Annotated in this window: 20 protein-coding genes; 15 read left to right on the top strand and 5 right to left on the bottom strand. The window is 49.7% G+C overall.

Going from position 1 to position 22,356, the window contains the following annotated elements; genetic code table 11:
- Positions 1–2 precede the first annotated feature (2 nt).
- Positions 3–899 (bottom strand): SDR family oxidoreductase, encoded by an 897-nt coding sequence (locus ACO6UY_RS04530; RefSeq protein ID WP_422446661.1) that lies wholly within the window; start codon positions 897–899, stop codon positions 3–5.
- A 245-nt stretch (positions 900–1,144) separates the two neighbouring features.
- Here ACO6UY_RS04530 and ACO6UY_RS04525 point away from each other — a divergent pair, with 245 nt between their 5' ends.
- The 8 genes from ACO6UY_RS04525 (at position 1,145) to ACO6UY_RS04490 (ending at position 10,496) form a co-directional block, all read left to right on the top strand.
- The gene (locus ACO6UY_RS04525; protein WP_422446659.1) at positions 1,145–2,701 is read left to right on the top strand and encodes a response regulator; all 1,557 of its coding nucleotides are present in this window, start codon (positions 1,145–1,147) and stop codon (positions 2,699–2,701) included.
- Between the two features lie 100 nt (positions 2,702–2,801).
- Positions 2,802–4,040, top strand: a complete 1,239-nt coding sequence (locus ACO6UY_RS04520; RefSeq protein WP_422447911.1) for a glutamate-5-semialdehyde dehydrogenase — start codon at positions 2,802–2,804, stop codon at positions 4,038–4,040.
- Between the two features lie 156 nt (positions 4,041–4,196).
- Complete coding sequence (gene rsfS, locus ACO6UY_RS04515; protein ID WP_422489248.1) at positions 4,197–4,544, top strand: ribosome silencing factor; 348 nt, start codon at positions 4,197–4,199, stop codon at positions 4,542–4,544.
- On the top strand, positions 4,544–5,011 hold the full coding sequence (rlmH, locus tag ACO6UY_RS04510; protein WP_422489198.1) for a 23S rRNA (pseudouridine(1915)-N(3))-methyltransferase RlmH: 468 nt from the start codon (positions 4,544–4,546) through the stop codon (positions 5,009–5,011). Before rsfS ends, rlmH begins: the two co-directional genes overlap by 1 nt.
- A gap of 210 nt (positions 5,012–5,221) precedes the next feature.
- A complete protein-coding gene (gene mrdA / locus ACO6UY_RS04505) occupies positions 5,222–7,087 on the top strand; it encodes a penicillin-binding protein 2 (RefSeq protein WP_422467604.1) in 1,866 nt (621 codons plus the stop codon).
- Positions 7,087–8,232, top strand: coding sequence for a rod shape-determining protein RodA (gene rodA, locus ACO6UY_RS04500; protein ID WP_422459556.1), 1,146 nt, complete (start codon positions 7,087–7,089; stop codon positions 8,230–8,232). Before mrdA ends, rodA begins: the two co-directional genes overlap by 1 nt.
- A gap of 133 nt (positions 8,233–8,365) precedes the next feature.
- Positions 8,366–9,436 carry a lytic murein transglycosylase B gene (mltB, locus tag ACO6UY_RS04495; RefSeq protein ID WP_422446651.1) on the top strand — a complete coding sequence of 357 codons (1,071 nt, stop codon included), beginning with the start codon at positions 8,366–8,368 and terminating at the stop codon, positions 9,434–9,436.
- Between the two features lie 166 nt (positions 9,437–9,602).
- Positions 9,603–10,496: a septal ring lytic transglycosylase RlpA family protein gene (locus tag ACO6UY_RS04490; RefSeq protein ID WP_422446649.1), complete on the top strand. Its 894-nt coding sequence runs from the start codon at positions 9,603–9,605 to the stop codon at positions 10,494–10,496.
- 35 nt (positions 10,497–10,531) lie between these two features.
- On the opposite strand, the gene ACO6UY_RS04485 is transcribed toward ACO6UY_RS04490, so the two are convergent.
- Positions 10,532–10,975 (bottom strand): hypothetical protein, encoded by a 444-nt coding sequence (locus ACO6UY_RS04485; RefSeq protein ID WP_422446647.1) that lies wholly within the window; start codon positions 10,973–10,975, stop codon positions 10,532–10,534.
- A gap of 231 nt (positions 10,976–11,206) precedes the next feature.
- Between ACO6UY_RS04485 and ACO6UY_RS04480 the strand changes: the two genes are divergently transcribed.
- From ACO6UY_RS04480 to lipA, 5 genes are all read left to right on the top strand, one after another.
- Complete coding sequence (locus ACO6UY_RS04480) at positions 11,207–11,674, top strand: GNAT family N-acetyltransferase (protein ID WP_422446645.1); 468 nt, start codon at positions 11,207–11,209, stop codon at positions 11,672–11,674.
- A gap of 122 nt (positions 11,675–11,796) precedes the next feature.
- On the top strand, positions 11,797–13,008 hold the full coding sequence (locus ACO6UY_RS04475; RefSeq protein WP_422459550.1) for a D-alanyl-D-alanine carboxypeptidase family protein: 1,212 nt from the start codon (positions 11,797–11,799) through the stop codon (positions 13,006–13,008).
- A gap of 104 nt (positions 13,009–13,112) precedes the next feature.
- Positions 13,113–13,379: a YbeD family protein gene (locus ACO6UY_RS04470; RefSeq protein WP_422489196.1), complete on the top strand. Its 267-nt coding sequence runs from the start codon at positions 13,113–13,115 to the stop codon at positions 13,377–13,379.
- Between the two features lie 14 nt (positions 13,380–13,393).
- Positions 13,394–14,101: a lipoyl(octanoyl) transferase LipB gene (lipB, locus tag ACO6UY_RS04465; RefSeq protein ID WP_422459546.1), complete on the top strand. Its 708-nt coding sequence runs from the start codon at positions 13,394–13,396 to the stop codon at positions 14,099–14,101.
- A gap of 153 nt (positions 14,102–14,254) precedes the next feature.
- The gene (gene lipA / locus ACO6UY_RS04460; protein WP_422459583.1) at positions 14,255–15,265 is read left to right on the top strand and encodes a lipoyl synthase; all 1,011 of its coding nucleotides are present in this window, start codon (positions 14,255–14,257) and stop codon (positions 15,263–15,265) included.
- Positions 15,266–15,303: 38 nt separating this feature from the next.
- Here lipA and ACO6UY_RS04455 read toward each other — a convergent pair whose 3' ends face one another.
- The gene (locus ACO6UY_RS04455; RefSeq protein ID WP_422489195.1) at positions 15,304–17,871 is read right to left on the bottom strand and encodes a hypothetical protein; all 2,568 of its coding nucleotides are present in this window, start codon (positions 17,869–17,871) and stop codon (positions 15,304–15,306) included.
- A 415-nt stretch (positions 17,872–18,286) separates the two neighbouring features.
- On the opposite strand from ACO6UY_RS04455, the gene ACO6UY_RS04450 reads away from it, so the two are divergent.
- Together ACO6UY_RS04450 and ilvD are read left to right on the top strand one after the other, a co-directional pair.
- Positions 18,287–18,997, top strand: a complete 711-nt coding sequence (locus ACO6UY_RS04450; protein WP_422446637.1) for a DUF3581 family protein — start codon at positions 18,287–18,289, stop codon at positions 18,995–18,997.
- Between the two features lie 278 nt (positions 18,998–19,275).
- Positions 19,276–21,117 carry a dihydroxy-acid dehydratase gene (gene ilvD, locus ACO6UY_RS04445; RefSeq protein ID WP_422446635.1) on the top strand — a complete coding sequence of 614 codons (1,842 nt, stop codon included), beginning with the start codon at positions 19,276–19,278 and terminating at the stop codon, positions 21,115–21,117.
- 40 nt (positions 21,118–21,157) lie between these two features.
- On the opposite strand, the gene ACO6UY_RS04440 is transcribed toward ilvD, so the two are convergent.
- Positions 21,158–21,772: a LysE family translocator gene (locus tag ACO6UY_RS04440; RefSeq protein WP_422446633.1), complete on the bottom strand. Its 615-nt coding sequence runs from the start codon at positions 21,770–21,772 to the stop codon at positions 21,158–21,160.
- Positions 21,773–21,840: 68 nt separating this feature from the next.
- Positions 21,841–22,278, bottom strand: a complete 438-nt coding sequence (locus tag ACO6UY_RS04435) for a hypothetical protein (RefSeq protein WP_269673074.1) — start codon at positions 22,276–22,278, stop codon at positions 21,841–21,843.
- Between the last annotated feature and the right edge of the window lie 78 nt (positions 22,279–22,356).

The raw sequence follows: 22,356 nt of genomic DNA, 5'->3' as shown, positions 1-22,356 counted from the left end.
CCTCATGACGTTATTTCAGTGTTACCGCTTTCATAATAGCTTCTGATCATCCGGGCGAGGGCTCCTCTCCAGGGTTTATTATGAACGCCAAAGGTACTTAAAATTTTCCGGCAGGAGAGGGTTGCATTGGCTGGTGCCTGAATACCATTACGATCGTTCAATTTATCCATACGCAGTTTTCGGATTTTCAGGTCCTGAAATTGCGATGCCTCAGAAATCACCACCTCGGCAAAACGGTTTTCCGAGATAGACTCTGCACCGGCGTAATGATAAGTACCCCAGGGTTCAGCCCCACAGCCCAGTTGCTGGATGATCGCGACAATAACTCTTGCCGCATCGTCGCTGGGGGTCGGGCACCCCTGTTGATCGGATACCACGGCAACCTCTTGCTCTTTGCTGATCTGGTCCAGAAGGTACTTCAAAAGGTTGGTGCGCCGGTGGCTGATGACCCAGGATAGACGAAGAATGATATGCCTTGGACAGCGCTCACTGATTTGCTGTTCTGCCTGCCATCGGCTGGTGGCCAGAACACCGGCAGGGTTAGGTATATCTTTTTCGGTATAAGCTTCCTTTTTGCTGCCATCAAAAATCCGGTAGGTGGAAATATAGACCAGAATGGCCTGCTGTCGGTGGCAACCATCCGCCAGTGTCGCCATGGCATCCCGGTTGATCCGGAAGCATTTGGAGGGCTCGTTTTCGGCCTTCACCGGATCGTTATAACCTGCACAGTTGACCACGATATCTGGCTGGTAATTTTTCAGGCAGACATCAATGGACTCAGGATTGTCCAGATTTAATTCATCCCTTTTCGGAGCGATACAATGGATCTGCTTGTCAAGGAACAACCGCTGTACTTCCTGGCCGATCAGCCCGGTACCACCAATCAATAGTATTTTCATAAGCACTCGGCCGTTATGAGTTAATGATCACGGGCGATTCAACGCCATTGAATCAATACGGGAAATAGCTCTATTGAAACATGAATAAGAGAACTCAGGAAAAGAATTCTCAATGTTGAAGACATTGGTCAGAGTGATTGATGGCAGTAAGGTCTCTGATAAAAGCCGAAGTTATAGTAAGATAAGCCACTTATTTCCGTCTATTTTTACATTGATGAACCTTCTGAAATCAGGATCTGCTGACGATGTATCTGGCTGAAGCTCCTGTAGAGCAGCATGAAGAAGAGCGTATTCTTCTTGTGGATGACAATCCGACAAATTTGCAGGTATTACTGCAAACCCTCAGTGGCCGTGGCTATAAGCTTCTTATTGCCAAGAATGGAGAGAGTGCTCTCAGGATCGCTGTCAAGGCAAAACCCGCTTTAGTGTTGCTGGATATTATGATGCCCGGCATGGATGGCTATGAGGTCTGCCAACGGCTGAAGGAAAGCCCGGAAACCCGCAATATAACCGTGATTTTCCTGTCCGCCCTGGATGACACCAAAGACAAGGTCAGGGGCCTGGAAACCGGCGCAGTGGACTTTATCTCCAAGCCATTTCAAGCGGAAGAGGTCATTGCCCGGGTACAGACCCAGTTGAAAATCCATAAGCTTGAACAGGCACTTTCCGCGAGAAATCGACAGCTGGAGGCTGATAAGGCCCGCATTCTGGAAAGTATGAATGAAGGGATATTCGGCCTTGATCGACTGGGACTGATTACCTTTGCCAACCCGGCAGCCTCTGCCATGACCGGCTGGTCCATAGAACAACTGACGGGGCAGAACCTGATTCAGTTGATGCAAGGGAGTGAAGATGCCCCATCAGGGCCACTGGTACCGATTGAGGTATCCCTGAACAAAGGTGTCAGTAAAACTGTTGAAAATGCCACGTTCCTGCACAGTGACGGTTCGCCATTTCCGGTGGATTTTTCCTGTACGCCGATTATGGAAAACAGTGCCCCCAGTGGCGCAGTGGTTGTGTTCAGGGATATTTCCGAGAAAAAAAGGCAGCAGGAAGCCCTGCAGAAGGCCCTGGATGAATTGGAAAGCCAGAAAGAGCAGCTGACCCATGTCTCCCGGTTGAGCACCATGGGTGAGATGGCCGCTGGCTTTGCCCACGAGGTAAATCAGCCATTGACCGCGATTTCCAATTACGCCCAGGTGGCCAGAAGGATGCTGGCCCGGCTGGAATTGGCGGATGACCTTGGTCTTTCCGAGGCCATGGAAAAAGTCAATACCCAGGCCCGACGGGCCGGGGAAATCATTGCCCGTATTCGTTCTTTTGTGAAGAAACCGGACCATGTTCTGGGCAGCGTCGATCCCAACCGGTTGATTCAGGATACCTACAAGCTTGCCGAAGTTGACGCCCGTAACAACCATATGGAAATCCATCTGGAGCAGGAAGAGGGGCTTCCGAATGTGAAGGTTGACCCTGTGCAGATCCAGCAGGTGGCATTGAACCTGATTCGTAATGGCATGGAAGCGATGAGAGATATGGAGACCCGCAGTATCGGTGTCTATGTTCGCACCGAAAAGCTGGATGATAACTTTGTCAAAGTGTCGGTCATTGACCGTGGCCATGGTCTGGCAGATGATGCCGAAGAAAAACTGTTTACGCCGTTTTACACTACCAAGGCGGATGGTATGGGTATTGGACTGACGGTATGTCACTCCATTATACAGTCCCATGGTGGTCGGTTGACATTCCAGCGTCACCCGGAAGGCGGGACGATATTTGAATTTACCATGCCGATTGCGGACTGATAATATGGCTGTTTTGCAGCCTTTTATTGCAGAGAATAAACGATAGTGGTGATGCAAGTTGCCGGGAGAAAAGACATTGGCTGATCAAGTGACGGAGTACATGCATGGACTGGGCCAGAGAGCCCGGCAGGCCAGTAAGGAGATGGCTGTTGCTGATACTGCGATGAAAAACAGGGCACTTCTGGCGATAGCAGACGCACTGGAAGCGGATCGTTCACAGCTGAAGTTTGTCAATACCCGGGATCTGGACGCTGGCCGGGAACGTGGGCTTGATGCCGCCATGCTGGATCGCCTTGAACTGACCGATGCCCGAATTGATACCATGATTGAAGGTCTCCGTCAGGTGGCCGCCCTGCCAGACCCCATCGGCACTATTGATGATATGAAGTATGTGCCCAGCGGTATTCAGATAGGCAAAATGCGGGTGCCTCTGGGCGTCATTGGCATTATCTATGAGTCCCGTCCAAACGTTACCGTGGAAGCAGCGAGCCTGTGTCTGAAATCTGGCAATGCGGTTATTCTCCGTGGCGGCAGTGAGTCCATTCACTCCAATCAGGCTATTGCCCGGTGTATTCAGCAGGGGCTGGCCCAGGCAGGGCTGCCTGAAGATGCGGTTCAGGTGGTTGAAACTATTGACCGTGCCGCTGTCGGTGTGCTGATCACCATGCCTGAGTACGTCGATGTGATCGTACCTCGTGGTGGCAAGGGACTGATTGAGCGCATCAGTGCTGACGCCCGGGTACCGGTGATTAAACACCTGGACGGTGTCTGCCATGTTTATCTGGATGATCGGGCCGATCACAGCAAGGCCGTCCGGATTGCCATGAATGCGAAAACCCATCGCTATGGTGTGTGCAATGCCATGGAAACGCTGCTGGTGCATCAGGATGTGGCTCAGCCTTTGCTGCGGGAGCTTTCAGGACTTTATTCCCAGAAGGGTGTTGAGTTGCGGGGATGTCCTATTACCTGTGAGATTCTGCCCGGTGCGGTAGCAGCAACTGAAGAAGACTGGTCAGAAGAGTACCTTGGCCCTGTTCTGGCCATTAAAGTGGTTCTGGATATGGATGAAGCAATCGTTCATATCAATCGCTACGGTTCTCATCATACCGATGCCATCGTCACTGAGGACTTTACCCGTGCCCGCCGCTTTATGCGGGAGGTGGATTCAAGCTCTGTTATGGTGAATGCATCCACCCGTTTTGCCGACGGGTTTGAATATGGGCTGGGTGCTGAAATTGGTATCTCTACCGACAAAATCCATGCCCGTGGGCCTGTCGGCCTGGAAGGGCTGACTTCGCAAAAGTATGTGGTTTTTGGGGATGGCCATATTCGCCAGTGATACTGCTCTGATAGTGGATTTCCGCCTCTGGAGGGTATCGGGCATTGACTTCTATGATTAATGCTGAGAGCCTGCCCTGTTTAAATGGCCTGATTCGGCACAGGGTAACAAAGCATGCTCTGCCGGATCGTCAATACGAGGTTAATTTTGCAGTCTATGCATTCTGATGAGTTAAAACAGCTTGTTGTCGAAGCTATTGAAGAAGTAAAAGGTAATGAAATCACCTGTTTGAATGTTTCGGGTCAAACCACTGTTACCGATTTTATGGTGATTGCCTGTGGTACCTCCAACCGTCATGTAAAGTCGCTGGCGGATAATGTCATTGAGCAGTGTAAGAAACAGGGTGTTCGACCGTTAGGGGTTGAAGGTCAGGACAAGTCCGAGTGGGTTCTGGTGGATCTTGGTGATGTCGTTGTCCACCTGATGCTGCCTGCTACCCGCCAGTTCTATGACCTGGAAAGACTTTGGGACAGTGCTGACCTGGTTGTCGCTGAGCACTCCTGATGCGGATTCGGCTGATATCGGTTGGCTCAAAAATGCCGGGTTGGGTTGAAGAGGGCTACAGGGAATACAGTCGTCGGCTGGGTGCGGACGTGAAACTGGAGCTTATTGAGATTCCTCTCGGTAAGCGCAGTAAAGGCTCTGACATTAATCGGCTTCAGGAGAAAGAGGCTGGCCAGATGCTCGCTGCTGTGGGTTCAGGCGACCTGGTGGTCACCATGGAAATTATGGGCAAGGCCTGGAGCACAGAGAAGCTGGCGGACAATATGGGATCATGGCTGCACAGTGGCCGCAACGTCAGTTTACTGGTTGGTGGGCCGGAAGGTTTGCATGCATCATGTCTGGCAAAGGCGGATCTCCGCTGGTCATTGTCGCCATTAACATTGCCGCACCCGCTGGTTCGGGTTGTGGTGGCTGAGCAGGTTTACAGAGCCTGGAGCATTCTTCACAATCATCCCTACCACAAGTAAAACTGATGTAACCTTGATTGACGAAGTACTTTCACTCAAGTAAAAGTGAAGGCTAGCTTTCTGGTGAGAGTTTTTATTTGAAATGCAGTGTTTTTTCTTGAGAAACACTGCATTTTTTACGTTTAATATTTGTGTATTAACAGGCTAATGTATCAGTTGATGCATTTAAGAGCAGCCCCTTGACCATACGACTGATGACTGAGATATAACATGCCGCAGGATACCTTAAAGGACCATGGGGCAGAAAAAAGACTGGTAAATATCCGGATCTGGGTTGCCATTGGCTTTATGGTGCTCCTTGCTATGGGGCTGATTTCCCGCCTCTTCTATCTTCAGGTTGTTCGCTACAATGAGCTGTCCACGCAATCGGATGAGAACCGTGTACTGGTTCAGCCAATCCCTCCTACCCGTGGCCTGATATACGACACCAATGGCAAGCTTCTTGCCGTTAACAAGCCTAGCCATATATTGTCGATTGTTCGGGAGCAGACCAAAGATCTTGCGGGTTTGCTGGATGATATTGGTCATATTTTGTCTCTGACCGACGGTGAGCTGCAGCGTTTTCATCAACGGGTTAAACGACGCCGACCTTATGAAGCGGTCCCTCTGAAGTTTGATCTTACCGCCGAAGAGATTGCCCGCATTTCGGTGAATCTTTTCCGTTTGCCGGGGGTGGACATCAATGCTGAACTGATCCGGCAGTACCCCGAAGGAAAGCATTTTGCCCACAGCATCGGCTATGTAGGCCGAATTAATGATCGGGATTTGAAACGTCTGGACCCGACTCTCTACTCCGGGACTCATACCACAGGCAAGATTGGTGTAGAGCGCGCCTACGAGTCGGTACTTCTGGGTAAACCCGGTCACCAGGAGGTAGAGACCAATGCCCGTGGCCGGGTATTGCGCGTATTGAAAAAAGTTAGCCCGCACGCCGGTCAGGATCTTAACCTTTATCTGGACAGTGAGCTGCAAAAGGTGGCCATTGATGCAATCAATGGCCGCCGAGGGGCTTTGGTGGCCATGGACCCGAAAACCGGCGGAGTGCTGGCAATGGCCAGCAATCCATCCTTTGACCCCAATCTGTTTGTGACGGGGATTGATAGTAAAACGTTCAATGCGCTCAACAGAGATATCGAGCGACCGTTGTACAATCGGGCATCATTAGGTGAGTACCCACCCGCTTCCACAGTAAAGCCGGTGATGGGGCTGGCACTGCTGGCGAATGATATCGTCAAACCAGAGGACAGAATTTTTGATAAAGGCTGGTTTCAGCTACCGGGCAGTGATCACCGTTTTCGTAACTGGAAACGTTCCGGTCATGGCTGGGTTGATTTATCCCGCGCGATATCAGCATCCAATGATACCTATTTCTATATTCAGGCCGGGAAGCTGGGTATCGATAATCTCCATGATTTTGCTGATCAATTCGGCTTTGGCCACAAAACCGGCATTGATATAAGGGAAGAGCGTCCGGGCCTTTTGCCCTCCAGTGAGTGGAAACGAGGTGCCTATGGCCAGCCCTGGTATCCGGGTGAAACGGTGATTGCGATCATCGGGCAGGGGTATATGCTGGCAACCCCCTTGCAGCTGGCAGAGTCAACGGCGCTTATCGCCAACCGTGGCAAGTATGTTCAGCCCCGCCTGGTGAAAGAGGATATTCCTGAAATCCAGGGGGAATTCTGGGGGGATGACATCACCATTGGCCGGACTCCCGAGGCGGAAGCCAAGAACTGGGAACTCATTATCAAAGCCATGGAAGATGTTGTTCACTCTCCGGGGGGAACCGCACACTGGCGAATCGGTCGGGGACTCAAGTATCGTATGGCCGGTAAAACCGGGACAGCACAGGTGGTCAGTATTCCCCAGGGAGAGGAGTACGATGCTGAGAAGCTGAAAGAGTTCGAGCGGGATCACAGTTTGTTTGTCGCATTTGCACCGGTAGAAGATCCCCTTATTGCCGTTGCTGTTATTCTGGAAAACAGCAATGGTGCTGCCAATGTCGCCAGAAAGGTTATGGATTCCTACCTGCTGCCAAGATTAACGGTCAACAGCCATCAAGTGAAGGGAGAGAAATAATGGCCAACCAGGATTTTGTTCGCCAGATTGATCTCCACGGGTTTGGCCGCGGCCCGGGACTGTCCATGCGCTGGCATATTGATTTTATGCTGCTCGGGTTTCTGCTTTTACTCTGTGGTGCGGGGCTCTTTATTCTTTACAGTGCCACCGGTCGGGATATGTCGGTTGTTATTCGACAGGCAACCTACCTGGGCATCAGTCTGACCGTCATGCTGATCGTGGCCCAGATTCCGCCAAGGGTGCTGATGCAGTGGGCCAAGTGGTTTTATGTGGCAGGGGTGCTGCTATTGCTGGCCGTTCTGTTTATGGGCGTACAGTCCAAAGGTGCGCAGCGCTGGATTCAGCTGCCGGGTTTCCGGTTTCAACCATCGGAAGTGATCAAGCTGATTATGCCGATTACCATGGCAGCTTTTCTGGCCAGGCGTCCACTGCCTCCTTCGTTTAAAGATGTGATTTTCTCACTGATTATTATTGCTGTGCCGGTGGTACTTATTGCCAAACAACCTGACCTTGGCACGTCTATTTTGATTGGCTCATCGGGCCTGTTTGTGCTGCTGCTGGCCGGTTTGCGCAAGCGCATGATATTTTCTGCCATCTGTCTTGCGGCACCAGCGATCTATGTGTTCTGGCAGTTCTTTATGTATGACTATCAAAAGCGGAGGGTGCTGACATTTCTGAACCCTGAAAGTGACCCGTGGGGAGCCGGTTGGAATATCATCCAATCCACCATCGCCATTGGTTCCGGTGGGCTTTATGGCAAGGGTTGGTTACAGGGCACGCAATCGCATCTTGATTTTCTGCCAGAGAGCCATACGGATTTTATCATTGCCGTTCTGGCGGAAGAGTTTGGCCTGATGGGATGTCTGGTGCTCTTTGCCCTGTATACCCTGATTCTGGGGCGGGGACTATTCATCACCCTGAATGCCGAGACGCTCTTTGGTCGTTTATTGGCAGGTAGTATTACTCTGACGTTTTTCGTGTATATCTTTGTCAATATCGGGATGGTCAGTGGACTCCTGCCAGTGGTGGGCGTTCCATTACCCATGGTTAGCCGGGGAGGGACTTCTTTGGTGACCCTGCTGGCCGGTTTTGGTTTTCTGATGTCGATACATACCCATCGCTCTTTTCTGAGGGCTTCCCAATAGATCTTTACCTTTCTTCCATAGAATTCAAAACCACTGTCGATTAATGTAGAGGCAGGTTGGGTTATGTATCGTTGTCGTTGTTTTGGTGTTTGTGAGAACCCTGAGTTTGTTATTTTTGAATAGGTACGGATACATGAAAAATTTTCCCGGGGTATTCCGTCGAATGTTTCGTGGTGGCCTGCTGATGGCTGCTGTGGTTGCTACACCTGTCACCTGGGCACTAGCCCAGGAAAATCACGACAGTGACTATCTGGGCAGGCAGGATGTTGATGCTTTTATTGATGAACTGGTAACTGAACACCGTTTTTCCAGGACAGAGCTTGAGGATATTCTGGCCGGGGCGGAGCGTTCCGAGCGGGCACTGGAGTTGATCAGTCGCCCTGCCGAAGGGACTCTGGAGTGGAAAGACTACCGCAAGATATTTATCACGCCAGAAAGGATAGCGAAGGGTGTCAGCTTCTGGGAAGAAAATGCCGAAACCCTGGCCCGTGTTGAACAGGAGTTGGGGGTGCCAGCCAATATTATTGTGGCGATTATTGGTGTAGAAACCTATTACGGTCGGCAGACCGGTGGCTTTAAAGTGCTGGATGCGCTCACGACGCTGGGCTTTGACTTTCCCCGAAGAGGTGAGTTTTTCCGCAAAGAACTGAAAAATTTTCTGCTGCTCGCCCGTGAACAGAATCTGGACGTTGATGAACTGACCGGGTCCTATGCCGGAGCCATGGGCATTCCTCAATTCATGCCGTCCAGCTACCGCGCCTATGCGGTCGATTATACCGGCGATCAGCAGGCAAATATCTGGCTAAGCGATGAGGATGCCATCGCCAGCGTTGCCAACTATCTGCAAAAACACGGCTGGAAATACGGCAGTGGTGTGGCAGTTCAGGCAAAGGTTTCAGGCGTTAAGCATGAGCAGATGGTCTCTTCAGGATTGAAACCGGACAAAAAACTGAGTCTTGTGCAAAAAGCCGGGTGGGCTGTGCCGAAAATGGTACCGAAATCCTCTAAAGTTCTGGCGATGAAACATGAAGGCAGTGCTGGCGCTGAGTATTGGGTCGGACTGCATAATTTTTATGTCATTACCCGCTACAACCGTAGCCAGATGTATGCCCTTGCCGTTTATCAGTTGTCCAGAGAAGTGAAGGACAGTTATAAACAGTCTCTGGCATTGCAAAAGCAGGTTGCGAAAGGTAAACAGGGATGATGGTTTTCCCGGGGTGGCTGATCTTTGCTGAAGGCTCACTGTAATGAGCCTTTGGCGGCTTCCCGGTTGAGTGATAACGAACCCTCAGGAATATTATTTGTTAACGTTGAAAAGTATGTTTGATCAAATGGGACGATCTGGAGCCGGTCTCTCAGGCCTGGTATCAATGAAGAAAATCGTGGGAATTAACACCCGGGGGTTCCGGCTGGTTCCGGCCATCATGCTATCAGCCCTGGTTGGCTGTAGCAGTAGTCCACAGGTTCAGGATGGCCCACCGGCTGATTCCGTTGATATCAGTACCATTCCTGACGCAGTCCCGTCGCCGATACAGGTCCCTGTTAAAAATACACCCTATACCCTGGGTGGGATTCACTATCAGCCGATGGCCTCTGCCAATGGTTATGCAGAAAAGGGCGAGGCTTCATGGTATGGCACCAAGTTTCACGGGAAGCAGACGGCCAACGGTGAAATCTATGATATGTTCAAGATGACAGCGGCCCATAAAACATTGCCACTGCCCTCCTATGTCAAGGTCACTAATCTGGAGAATGGTCAGTCGGTGGTGGTGCGGGTCAATGACCGTGGGCCATTTCATGGTGACCGATTGATCGATCTTTCTTATGTTGCGGCAAAAAAGCTGGGGTTCGCTGATTCAGGGCTGGCAAATGTGGCAATAGAAGGCATTGACCCGGAGACCTTTGCCCGTTCTCCCGCCCATGAACGGGATGGAGAGTTGCTCTACCTGCAACTGGCCGCCTTTAAAAACTACCATAACGCGCAACTTTTACGTCGGGATCTCTTTTCCCGGGCGGGTGTCCAGGCGAAAGTGGTCAAGGGGGATGCGCCAGAACCGCTGTATCGGGTGAGGATTGGTCCGGTAGAAAGTCCTGATCATCTGGAGGAGTTGCTGGAGGGGTTAAGCTCGGCTGAGTTTGCGTCGCCCTATCTTGTGTATGAAAAGCCTGTCGATGAAAAGTCCATGGGTGATGCGGGAACTTCCGAAAAGATGGTGACTGAAGTAGAGGCAGAACAGTCTGAACAGGTAGTCAAAGCCCCATAAGATTCGGGCTATGGATAGGATGGATTAACTCTGTCCTATTCTCTATCAACCAGTATTTTCAGCATGCCTTTGATTTCGGCCAGCTCGTCTTCTACACGGGTCAGACGATCTTCAACGCCGGTCAACCTGCCTGAAACACCGATCAATTTCCCTTCTACCCCCGTCAGGCGACCTTCAAAATCCGTCAGATGTTCATCGGTTTGAGTCTGCCACTGTTCCATACTGTTGATGCGCTGAATCAGAGCTTTCATCAGTTCTTCAACATTGATCAGGCGCTCATTCATCCCGCTGCTCTGGCGGGTGAGTTCAAAGACCGTTTGTCGTATGGTGACAATGTCTTCGCTCATTTCTGTCAGCTTGGCATTCTCTTTTGCTGCTGCCCGAGCTTTGGGTTCATTGATACCGAGTTCAATCAGACACTCGTACAGGTCTTCATTTAACATTGAGTCACTCCCACTGTCCCATGTTTTATCAATCATAGAGTTATTGATTACTGTTACGGTTGAAAGGCATTGCTGGCTCATAGTCGTGTATTCACAGATAAAAATAGAGGGCGTTTGGCAACCTTGCCCGAATAATTCATTGTCACCGTAAGGCCTTGGGGCGTAAGGTTTGTAGTGTTTTTTTAGCTACCCTGCTTTCCGCAAGGTCAGGTTTTTCAGTGCTTTGGGGTACAATCATGGTTATAGATTTCTTTGCTATTAATCCTGATGAAAATTGTTAATTTGCAAGACCTGCCCTCATGCATCGAAACGGTTGCGCGTTGGCATTACAGGGAGTGGGGGGCTTTATACCCCGGGAGTGATTTGAGTGACTTTCGGGAGGATATGGAAGCTTCTTTGCTGACCGACCTGATCCCGCAAACCTGGGTGCTTGCAGAGGGAGGGAGTGTCTGGGGATCAGTCAGCATTCTCACAGAGGATCTGCCAAACTATCCGGAGTTTTCACCATGGCTGGCCAATGTCTATGTGGAACCGTCGAAGCGGGGGTATGGCTATGGTCAGCAGCTGGTAAAGGTGGCAATGGGATATGCACGGCAGCAGAACCTGGGTCCGCTATTCCTGTATACTCCGGATCAAGTGAGCTTTTATGAGCGGTTGGGTTGGCGTACTTTTCATGAGGATATCCATCATGGGAAAAAAGTATTCCTTATGACGAATAGGCCTGCTCGCGTCTGACCTGACGGGAGGTCTGCTGTGCCAATCGATGAATTGTTATCAGTTGTTGCAAGTTGCAGTTAACCTCTAAAGACTTGAACATTATAATGATGAAAATCCATATATTCAGAGCATTTACCTGCATGGGCAAAAGAATTTTATCTTCCCTTCATAAGCTGGCGGCCCCCCACTGGCTGAGAGCGTTGGCCATGACTGGTCTTGTTTTTGCCGGTCAGGCCAGTGCTTTTGGACAGATTCCTTCACCACCGGAAGTGTCCCTGAAAAGCTACATTCTGATGGACGCCGCCAGCGGTGAAGTGCTGGCCTCACAGAATCCCGATGAGCCCATGCATCCGGCCAGCCTGACCAAGATGATGACCGCGTATCTGGCTGAAATGGAAATGGCTGCGGGCAACATCCACCGTGATGACCAGGTTCTGGTCAGTGAAAAAGCATGGAGCCTGGGCGGTTCCACTATGTTTATTGAAGTTGGGGAACGGGTAACGGTGGAAGATTTGCTGAAAGGTATCATTATCGTTTCCGGTAATGATGCCAGCGTTGCGGTTGCTGAACACATCGCTGGCAGCGAGGGAGCCTTTGCCCAGTTGATGACCAGTACCGCCCAGCGGCTTGGCATGAACAACACGCTGTTCCAGAATGCTTCCGGCTGGCCAATAGATGACCATTACTCGACCGCCCGTGACCTGGCCACTCTTGGCAAGCATATCGTTCAGGACTATCCGGAATATTACGGCTGGTATGCTGAGAAGTATTTTCAGTACGGCGTCGACAAAAAAACCGGTAAACCCCTGCGTCGTCAGGCAAACCGTAACCGTCTGCTCTGGACCAACCCCTATGTGGATGGTCTGAAGACCGGACATATTGAAGACACCGGCTACCATCTGGCAGTAACCTCCAAGCGTGATGACCGCCGTCTGATTGCTGTGCTGCTGGGCTCCGCCAGTGAGAAGCAGCGTGCGGATGATGCCCAGAAACTACTGACCTATGGCTTCCGCTTCTTTGAAAATGTGGACGTTAAAAAAGGTGGTGAGCCTCTGCAAACCGTTAAGGTCTGGAAAGGGGACATCAGTGAAATTACTGCGGGTATTACCGAAGACCTGATTGTCACTGTGCCCAGGGGAACGGGTAAGAACCTGACCGCCTCTCTGAAGATCGACCCAAAGCTGGAAGCGCCCATCAAGAAAGGTCAGACCATCGGTTCAGTGAACGTTATGTTGGAAGATGAACTGGTTCGTGAGGTGCCGCTGATTGCTCAGCAGGCTGTTGAGCCGGGAGGTTTCTTCAAGCGTATCTGGGATAGTATTGTCTTGTTCTTTACCGGGCTGTTTGCATAACCCGGGTTAAAGATAAGCGTGAAAAGTGCTGTATTCCCGAGGGTGCAGCGCTTTTACTGTTTATAGTCCGACGTACAGTCCGACAATGATGTAGGTAGATGGTTATGAATGAGCCACAGGCCCCGAAAATTGAATTCCCCTGTGATTACCCTATTCGTATCGTAGGGCACTCCGCTCCCGATTATAAAGATTTTGTGCTGCGGGTGGTGGCCAGACACGCACCGGACTTCGATGGCCATGCCAAAATGAAAACCAGCCGAAATGGCAAGTACATGTCAGTGACCGTGGTTATTCATGCCACTGGCGAACCTCAACTGCAGGCGCTCTTTGAAGATTTGAAAGCCAGTGGCCGTATTCAGATGGTTTTGTAATGGACAGGGCTTTGATGGCTGAAAGCACCCAACAGTCTGACGGTATTGAAAATGACCTGATCGTTCGTTATCTCGGGCGGAGAAACTACGAGCCTGTCTGGCAGGCTATGAAAGCCTTTACTGCCAAGAGGGATGATCAGACCCGGGATGAATTCTGGGTGGTGGAACATCCCCCGGTTTTCACCCAGGGGCAGGCTGGCAAGCCGGAACATGTTCTCTTCCCGGGAGATATCCCGGTTATTCAGGTGGATCGTGGTGGCCAGGTTACCTATCATGGTCCGGGGCAGCTGGTGTTTTACTTCCTGATGGATGTGCGCCGGAAGAAGAGTGGTCCAAGGGCTGTGGTTTCTGCATTGGAAAGTGCCGTCATTGCAATGCTGGCCGGTTATGGTTTAGAGGCACAGAACAGGCCGGATGCGCCGGGTGTTTATGTCAATGGTGCCAAGATTGCCTCCCTTGGGCTTCGCTTTCGTAAGATGTGTTCTTACCACGGTTTAAGCCTGAACGTCGACATGGATCTGGAACCGTTTAACCGAATTAATCCCTGTGGTTATCGCGGGCTTAATGTGGTGGATATGGCATCGCTGCTGGAAAATGTCGATATGGAGGAAGTGAGTCGGCGTTTACTGGTATGCTTTCAGAAAGCACTCAGCTACATCAATATTGATGAAAGAACGGCGATTGATGAGCTGTTGACGGCAGATAGCGGAGATAAGAGTTAACCCGTTTACCAGTCCAGTTAGCAGTAATCCAAAAAAACAGGGGGAGGCATGTCTACTCATTCCGAAAACAGCGGTCTTGAGCCGTTTGACAGCCATGAGCCATTAAAAGGTCATGAGCTGGCGAATAGTGGCCTCACCGGAGAAAGCCCACGGATGAAACCGGAAAATATTATTCCTACCGTGCAAATAGACGGTAGCGTCAAAGTAGAAAGTGGCACCAAATTTGTCAATGACAAAGGTATCACAGCCATTAAAAATGGCATTAAAGCCAGTGCCGGGGGGCAGCATGCCCCGATTCAGCGGAAACCATCCTGGCTCAGAATAAAAGCAAGTCACGGCACAAAATACAAAGAAGTCAAAAGTACCGTGCATGAGCATAAGCTCAGTACGGTCTGCGAAGAGGCCATGTGCCCGAATATCAACGAGTGCTGGAGCTCTGGTACTGCAACCATCATGTTGATGGGTGATACCTGCACCCGGGCCTGCCGGTTCTGCGCGGTGAATACCGGGAATCCCAAAGGGTGGCTGGATCATGATGAACCAGAGCACACCGCTAACTCGGTCAAGCTGATGAATCTGAAATATCTGGTGCTGACCTCGGTGAACCGGGATGACCTGCCGGACGGCGGAGCCGGACATTACGCTGCGGTGGTTCGCCGGGTTAAAGAAGAAAACCCGGATACTGATGTAGAGGTTCTGACACCTGATTTTCTCGGTGTCATGTCCCATGTTGAAAAGGTTGTTGATAGCCCCATAGCAGTCTTTGCCCAGAATGTAGAAACCGTGCGCCGACTGACTCATCCCGTGCGTGACCCCAGGGCCAGTTACGAGCAGACACTGGCTGTGCTGGAGCATGCCAAGAAATACCGTCCTGATGTCCTGACGAAAACCAGCCTGATGCTGGGGCTCGGTGAAACCGATGATGAGATTCTGGAAGCCATGGATGATCTGAGAGCCATTAATGTGGATATTGTTACCTTTGGCCAGTACCTGCAGCCAACGGTTAACCATCTTCCCATTGAGCGTTATGTGACGCCGGAAGAGTTTGAAAAATATCGGCAATGGGGATTGGAAAAAGGGTTCCTTGAAGTCGTTTCCGGTGCGCTGGTGCGATCCAGTTATCGTGCGGAGCAAGTCTTACAGAAGAACAACGTTGGTCTTTGATACGAATGGGGGGGGAGGCAATCCCCCCATTTTTGACACTATTGCTCTTTGGCCAGTTTTTTCCTGAGTCTTTGAATATCGCCTAAAGGGGTTTTTTTTGCGATGCGATGACGTAACAAGGGTTCGTTTTTTAATCGAATTCTCCAACTATTAAACTCATTGGCTGTGCTATAAAATTCCCCCGATTTTTGTTTGAGCCTGTTTTTCTCTTTTTGGTCATCACAGTCTGTTGCCATATCACCATGTATATGACCAATAAGGGATAAAAAAGAACCGGTGACAAATGTCAGTGACAGGCTATGTTCAAATTCGGCTAAATGATTCCTGGCAATAGTGCAGGGCTGAATGATCCACTGAGCCTTATAGTCGGCTAAATTCTGGTCACAAGGGTGGAGGCAGCATAGCCATCCCAGCGCTTTATCAATAATCAGTTTTCGAATGACCTGTTGGGTTTTTGGAATGTCGTCAGATAATAAAACCGTGTCGCAAGCCTTCCGGTCCAGGCCGTAATCGGTTAGTGTTTTGCCGGATTGAGCCAATATATTTAACTCACCGGACTTCTGTTCTTGTTTGGCTGACGCATTGAAGGCTTCCAGATGTTCAGATCCTTTTGCTATCACTCTGAGGCTCCATAAATCCATGTGAGCAAAGCTTGCCTGTTGTATTGTGAGCTGGGTTTCCTGACAGAATTGTTTTAATACGGCTCGAGCCTGATCAAAGTCGTTGCTGTGCAATAACTGTGTAACGGAGAGGCTGATGTAGGACAGCCGGATTCGAGGGATTGATTTAATGCTTTCCCCTTGAATGGGTTTTTCTTTGATGCTTGTGGAGCACACAGGGCTGGCGTTGATAGAATATTGATCTTCGCCAGGGCTTGGTTTTTGATCTTTCAGATCTCTGGGTACACTTCCCTGAAATCTTTTTTTACCCGGTATTTTTGTGGTTTTCTCTTTTCTGGTTGAGCCTGGGCGGCGTCGTTGTTTTCTGGATCCCTTTGTTTCGTCAGATGTCGCTTCCAGAGCGAGTGGTTTTGTTTCGGAGAGTTCCAGTTCATCGATAATTCCCTGAATATAGAATGATACGTCTTTGGCATCGATAAAATCATAGTGCTCTATAGCCCTCTGCAAAAGGGTAATAACTTCCTCTATTGAACCGAGATCATTCTTGCTGTTCTTGATCAGCAGCAAAGCCAGTTGCAGGTTGGCCGAACTGATACCTTGTTGTATGGCCAGTCTGGAATGGTGAATGGCTTCTTCCAATCGGTTGTTTTGCTCATACACCTTGCTGAGTAACCATCGGGCTTCAGGGACCCGGGATTTTAACAGCTCACTTTCTGCTTTTTCAGGTTCGTTTTTCAGGTAGTACAAAACCGCGGATAAATAGAGCCTGCTGTCTTTGTTGGGGATATCGATAAGGTGGAAGGTATCTTGATTGATCAGAAAATTACAAATAATATTCAAAACTGGCAGGTGTATTTCTGTTGATGCAAATTTCTCTATTAAAGGTAATACTTTTTTCTTGAATTCGGGGATCTGGAGGAAACGGATGAGCTGTTCCAATGCTGACAGGCTAATGTCCGGTGAGTTATATGCCAGCTGACCATTTTCACCAAACCGAAATACGTAGAATAATAACGAATTCGGGTTTAAATCAGGAATGTCTGTTGAACCGGGAATGGTAGCAATATTACTGCATTTTACTTTATTAACCACATTGAGCGCAGACCCGAACCATTCTGCAATGGTTAAATTTTTTGCAAGCCATTGATGCGCGTCTTGCCTTCTTGTAAATAATTCGGAGTCATGAATAAATTTTATGATATTGGCTTTTATAGTTTCAGTGTCTCTAAAAAAAAGTATGTATTGTAATGAGTTAGTAATACTTGTGATGATGACTGTGGGCAGTAAGTCTTCATCATAAGGAGCCATTTTCTGGCTCCTCAGATCACAGCAAGTGACTCTGTGATTGATTTTGGCAAGTGGTATATTGGCCATTTTTTCATGTTCGAAAAATGACAAAATACGTTTGCTGATTAAAACATGGTTAGCCGATTCTATTTCATTTTTAGAGTTTTTTATCCATTGTAACCAAATGCTTATTAAGAAAAGGTCTTGAATTTGCTCCGGGTCCGAAGGTGTGCAACTCAGTAAAAAATCAATAATGTGATTTTCAAACTGTTCAAGATCATCCCCTATGGTTAATAAGCTCTTTTGCGGAGTTTCTGCTCTGGATTCCACGAGTTCCTGTAGCTGCCAGAATTTCACATAAGTGGTCTGGAACTGGTCCAGAAGATGAGAGAGTGTTTCTGCTGATGGCGTTTGAAAATATCGTTTTTCTCTTTCTAAAGTGACATTGTTCCCTCGATGACACAGCTTTTTTTTCGTTTCCAGTTGTGCGTTCGTGTACTGAACAACCGGATGTTCAGTTGCTTTGACAGATCGGTTACGTAGATCCAGTGGTTCCTGTGTTTGCCCCTCTTTTGGCAGATGTGCCTTCAACGTCGTTATCGCTTCAGTTAACGCTAATGCTTCCAGAAATGCCCCGTGATCGTTTGAGGTTTGAGGGACAAACGGTAGATGAGGGGATAGGTTATAAGAGTTTGCCATCGGTTTGGGTCTAGCGTCAGGGGTTGAATTGCAGTTGAACTGTATCTTTAGACCACGGCAATAACGTTAAGTTCGGTAATGATGCTTTAAACAAAAAGCTACGATTTACTGGTAGGCTTCAGGGGGGCTACTCACTTAAGATGTGTTTCCTGAAACTACGGCCTTCGCAATGCTTGCTTGATATTCAAAAAATAAGTGGTTGGTCAACCACTTATGGTAAGGTGCTGGCTATTGCTCTTATCCCTCTGAGTAATAGCCGCTTTCCCGTCCCTACTGTTCTGTGGACGAGAGCAGGGTAGAATATTCGCTGTTTTACATGGGTATTTGTCACTAATGACTGAACATCCGATAGCCAGCGGCATTGAGTGCCGTCTGACTGAAGGGATGACTGCGGCAGGAATTCAGCTTTAACACTATGTTTATTGATCAATACTGTACCTCTCTGGCAGACAACCGCTTTTCCTTTACCCGCGAACAGGCCAGCCAGTTTGCGAAGCGCATTGCCAATGATTTTAACCCTTTGCATGATGTGGATAACTCCCGCTTCTGCGTTCCGGGTGATCTGCTATTTGCCAAAATACTGCTGAGTGAAGGCCTGTATAGCGATATGCGTGTCACTTTCAATGGTATGGTCACCGACGGTGTTGAGCTGGAAATCTGTACCAACGATAAAGGACATAAGAGCATTTATGATCTTTCCGGCAAGCTGTATCTGGATATTGAACGCCACGGAGCCTGCAGCCACGATACGTTGATGATTGAGCAGCTGGTGCGCAGTTATGTGGCCTTCTCCGGTGAGAGTTTCCCTAATGTCTTTGTGCCGCTGATGAAATCCCATGGGGTAATGATCAATACCGTCAAACCGCTGGTCATTTACGACAGCATGACCTTGAAAATGGCCCGTGTTGACCTGGTAAACCCGCACCTGGAACCAGCAGGCGCGACTCTGGACGTTAATGGCAAGCGCGGTAAGGTAACGCTTAACTTTGTTTACCGTGAAAATGGTGATGTGGTGGGGATGGGGGAGAAAACCATGATTCTCTCCGGCTTGCGGCCCTATGACCAGGAAGCCATTGATATCATGATTGAAAAACACAGCGCCCGGCAGCACCAGTTTGCCGGCTGAGCGTCTTTTTTTGGCCCTCCTGGTAATGGCCACTTTTCAATGGCTACGTCTTATTTTCTGTGATGACTTTGAAGAGTGGATTCGATTCCGGTTTTTCCAGTGGTATTTCCACATAGTCAGACAAATCGCCTGAATTTTGATATTCTAACCGGCCGCCATTGGATGGCGATAAAAACCCCGTCAGCAAGGAGTGCATTGGCTTTCTAAAAAGTTACCGTGTACAGACAGAAGCAAGAATAAAACCATTTGCCATTGACCGTTAGTAGAGGGACTGTTTCATGCCAGCCTATCGCTCCAGAACATCCACCCATGGCCGTAATATGGCCGGAGCCCGTGCGCTATGGCGGGCAACAGGTATGAACGATGGGGATTTCAACAAACCCATTATTGCTGTCGCTAACTCATTTACCCAGTTTGTACCTGGCCATGTTCATTTGAAGGACATGGGGCAACTGGTTTGCCGTGAAATTGAGCAGCATGGCGGTGTGGCGAAAGAGTTCAACACCATTGCCGTGGATGATGGCATTGCCATGGGGCACGATGGCATGCTCTATTCGTTGCCCAGCCGGGACATCATCGCTGACTCCGTGGAATATATGGTCAATGCCCACACAGCCGATGCGCTGGTCTGTATTTCCAACTGTGACAAAATCACCCCGGGCATGTTGATGGCGGCCATGCGCCTGAACATTCCGGTGGTTTTTGTTTCAGGTGGGCCAATGGAAGCGGGTAAAACCAAACTGTCACAACATGGGCTTGACCTGGTTGATGCCATGGTGATCGCCGCTTCAGATGCCGATGATGAAACTGTTGCCGAGTATGAGCGTTCAGCCTGTCCAACCTGTGGTTCCTGCTCAGGGATGTTTACCGCCAACTCCATGAACTGTCTGACGGAAGCGCTGGGTCTTTCCCTGCCGGGCAATGGTTCCATGCTGGCTACTCACGCTGACCGTGAACAGCTGTTTCTGGAAGCAGCTCGCCGTATTGTTGACATCACCCGGCGTTATTATGAACACGACGATGAGAGTGTACTGCCCAGATCCATCGCCAGTTTCAAGGCGTTTGAAAATGCCATGAGTCTGGACATCGCCATGGGTGGATCGACCAATACCATCCTGCATCTGCTGGCGGCTGCCCAGGAAGGTGGCATACCTTTCGATATGCGTAATATTGACGAGTTATCCCGTCGGATCCCCCAGTTATGCAAAGTGGCACCCAACACCCCGAAATACCATATGGAAGATGTTCACCGGGCGGGTGGGGTGATGGGTATCCTTGGTGAGCTGGATCGTGCCGGATTATTGCACAATGATATTCCCATGGTGCACAGCGCCACCGTCAGTGAAGCCCTGTCCCGTTGGGATATTATCCAAACCCGTGATGAGTCGGTAACAACGTTCTTTAAGGCCGGTCCTGCCGGTATTCGTACGACAGAAGCCTTCAGTCAGGATTATCGCTGGGAGACACTGGATTATGACCGGGCAGAAGGCTGTATTCGCTCACTGGAACATGCCTTCAGTACTGAGGGGGGGCTTGCAGTGCTTTATGGCAACATTGCCGCCGATGGCTGTGTCGTCAAAACCTCGGGTGTTGATGATGATAACCTGGTCTTCGAAGGTCCGGCCCATATCTGTGAAAGTCAGGAGGACGCGGTCAACGCTATTCTGGAAGACCGGGTGCAGCCGGGAGAGGTGGTGATTGTTCGCTACGAAGGGCCAAAAGGTGGGCCGGGTATGCAGGAAATGCTCTACCCCACCAGTTATCTGAAATCGAAAGGGCTGGGTAAGGCCTGTGCGCTGCTGACGGATGGACGCTTTTCCGGGGGGACTTCCGGACTGTCCATTGGTCATGCTTCTCCTGAGGCCGCATCCGGTGGTGCCATTGGCCTGGTGGAAAATGGGGATATCATTCGGATAGATATTCCCAACCGAAGCATTAATGTCCAGTTGACCGAAGACCAGCTGGCCGTCAGACGGACAGCCATGGAGGCCCGGGGGAAAGCTGCCTGGCAGCCGGTTAAGTCCCGGCCAAGAAGGGTCTCCACGGCACTTAAAGCTTATGCCCGTATGGTCACCAGTGCAGATAAGGGTGCCGTTCGGGACTTGAGCCTTTTTGACTGATCACTGAGTCAGAAAAATAGGATTCCATCTGGTTAACTACTTACATACACACAATACGAAGAGCCACCAGAATCAACAGGATGCCACACAGCCGGTTGATCAGCGTGGCTCTTTTTCGTAGCGCTGGCAGCACTTTGCCATGGCCTGCTACTGAGGCAACCAGGCAATACCAGACGCCATCGCAGAGTGTGGCAATGGATGCCATCAGTATCTGAGTGATTACCGTGGAATCAGGCGTCACAAACTGGCTGAACAGCGCCAGGAAAAATACGGCAATCTTGGGGTTCAGGAAAGAGACCAGAAAGCCGTTAATTGCCGCCTGTTTCAGGCTCAGCTGTTGCTGTAACTGATGCTGGTCGTTAATTAACGAGGATGCACAGGTAATAGCCTTATACCCCATCCAGGCCAGATAGGCAGAACCTGCATAGGTAATGAATTTATAGAGCCAGGGCGTTTCAGTAATCACAACACCGATACCCGCCGCCACCAGAAACGCATAAATACCAATCCCCAGGGCATGGGAAATCGACGTAACCAGCCCATGGGCCCTGGACCCCTGCACGGTACTTTTCATGACGGCCGCCAGACTTGGGCCCGGTGAGATGGTACCAAGCGCACAAATGGCCAGGATGGATAACCAGGAAGATGCTGTCATTGCACTACTACTTCTATGTGTTGTGATGTTGTATTGGCTGCGAAGTATAGTGCTTTGCCAGCGGTCTTTTAATTAACTTTGCTGGTTCTGTCCGGTTTGGCAAGGACATCCCTGGCTTTTTCCAGCGCGGCATACTCATCAATAAACCAGCCGACACAGCGTTCAGTGCTAATCGGCACTCCTGATTCATTAATGGGCTGATAAACGATCCACCACCGCTCTTCTGGCCGGGGGTCGTTGTATACAAAGACATATTTCATATCGCCCCGGTCAGTAATGGAGACCATTACCTTATCGTAGGGGGTATGCGGGCACACGTCTTCCATCAAAAACACATAAGTAGGCCTGCCCTGATTGAACTCAATGTACTGAAACTCCTTTATCCGGCGAAAGGTAGCAAGCGCCTTTTCGATGTCCGAATTCATCAGGTAGCCGGGAATATTGTTGTTATCCCACCAGAATTTGCCGTCCAGTGATGGCTTTTTAACAAGAAATGATCTGTTCATACTGCATAGTCCCTTAAACATTGTTTTAACTTTTAGACCGTGCGTACCAGATTAGGTTCCATGTCATGTTCGCCGACA

Origin of the sequence: Endozoicomonas sp. ALE010 (assembly GCF_049310165.1) — a bacterium.
Taxonomy (GTDB): Bacteria; Pseudomonadota; Gammaproteobacteria; order Pseudomonadales; family Endozoicomonadaceae; genus Endozoicomonas.
This window is presented reverse-complemented; position numbering and strand designations above follow the sequence as displayed.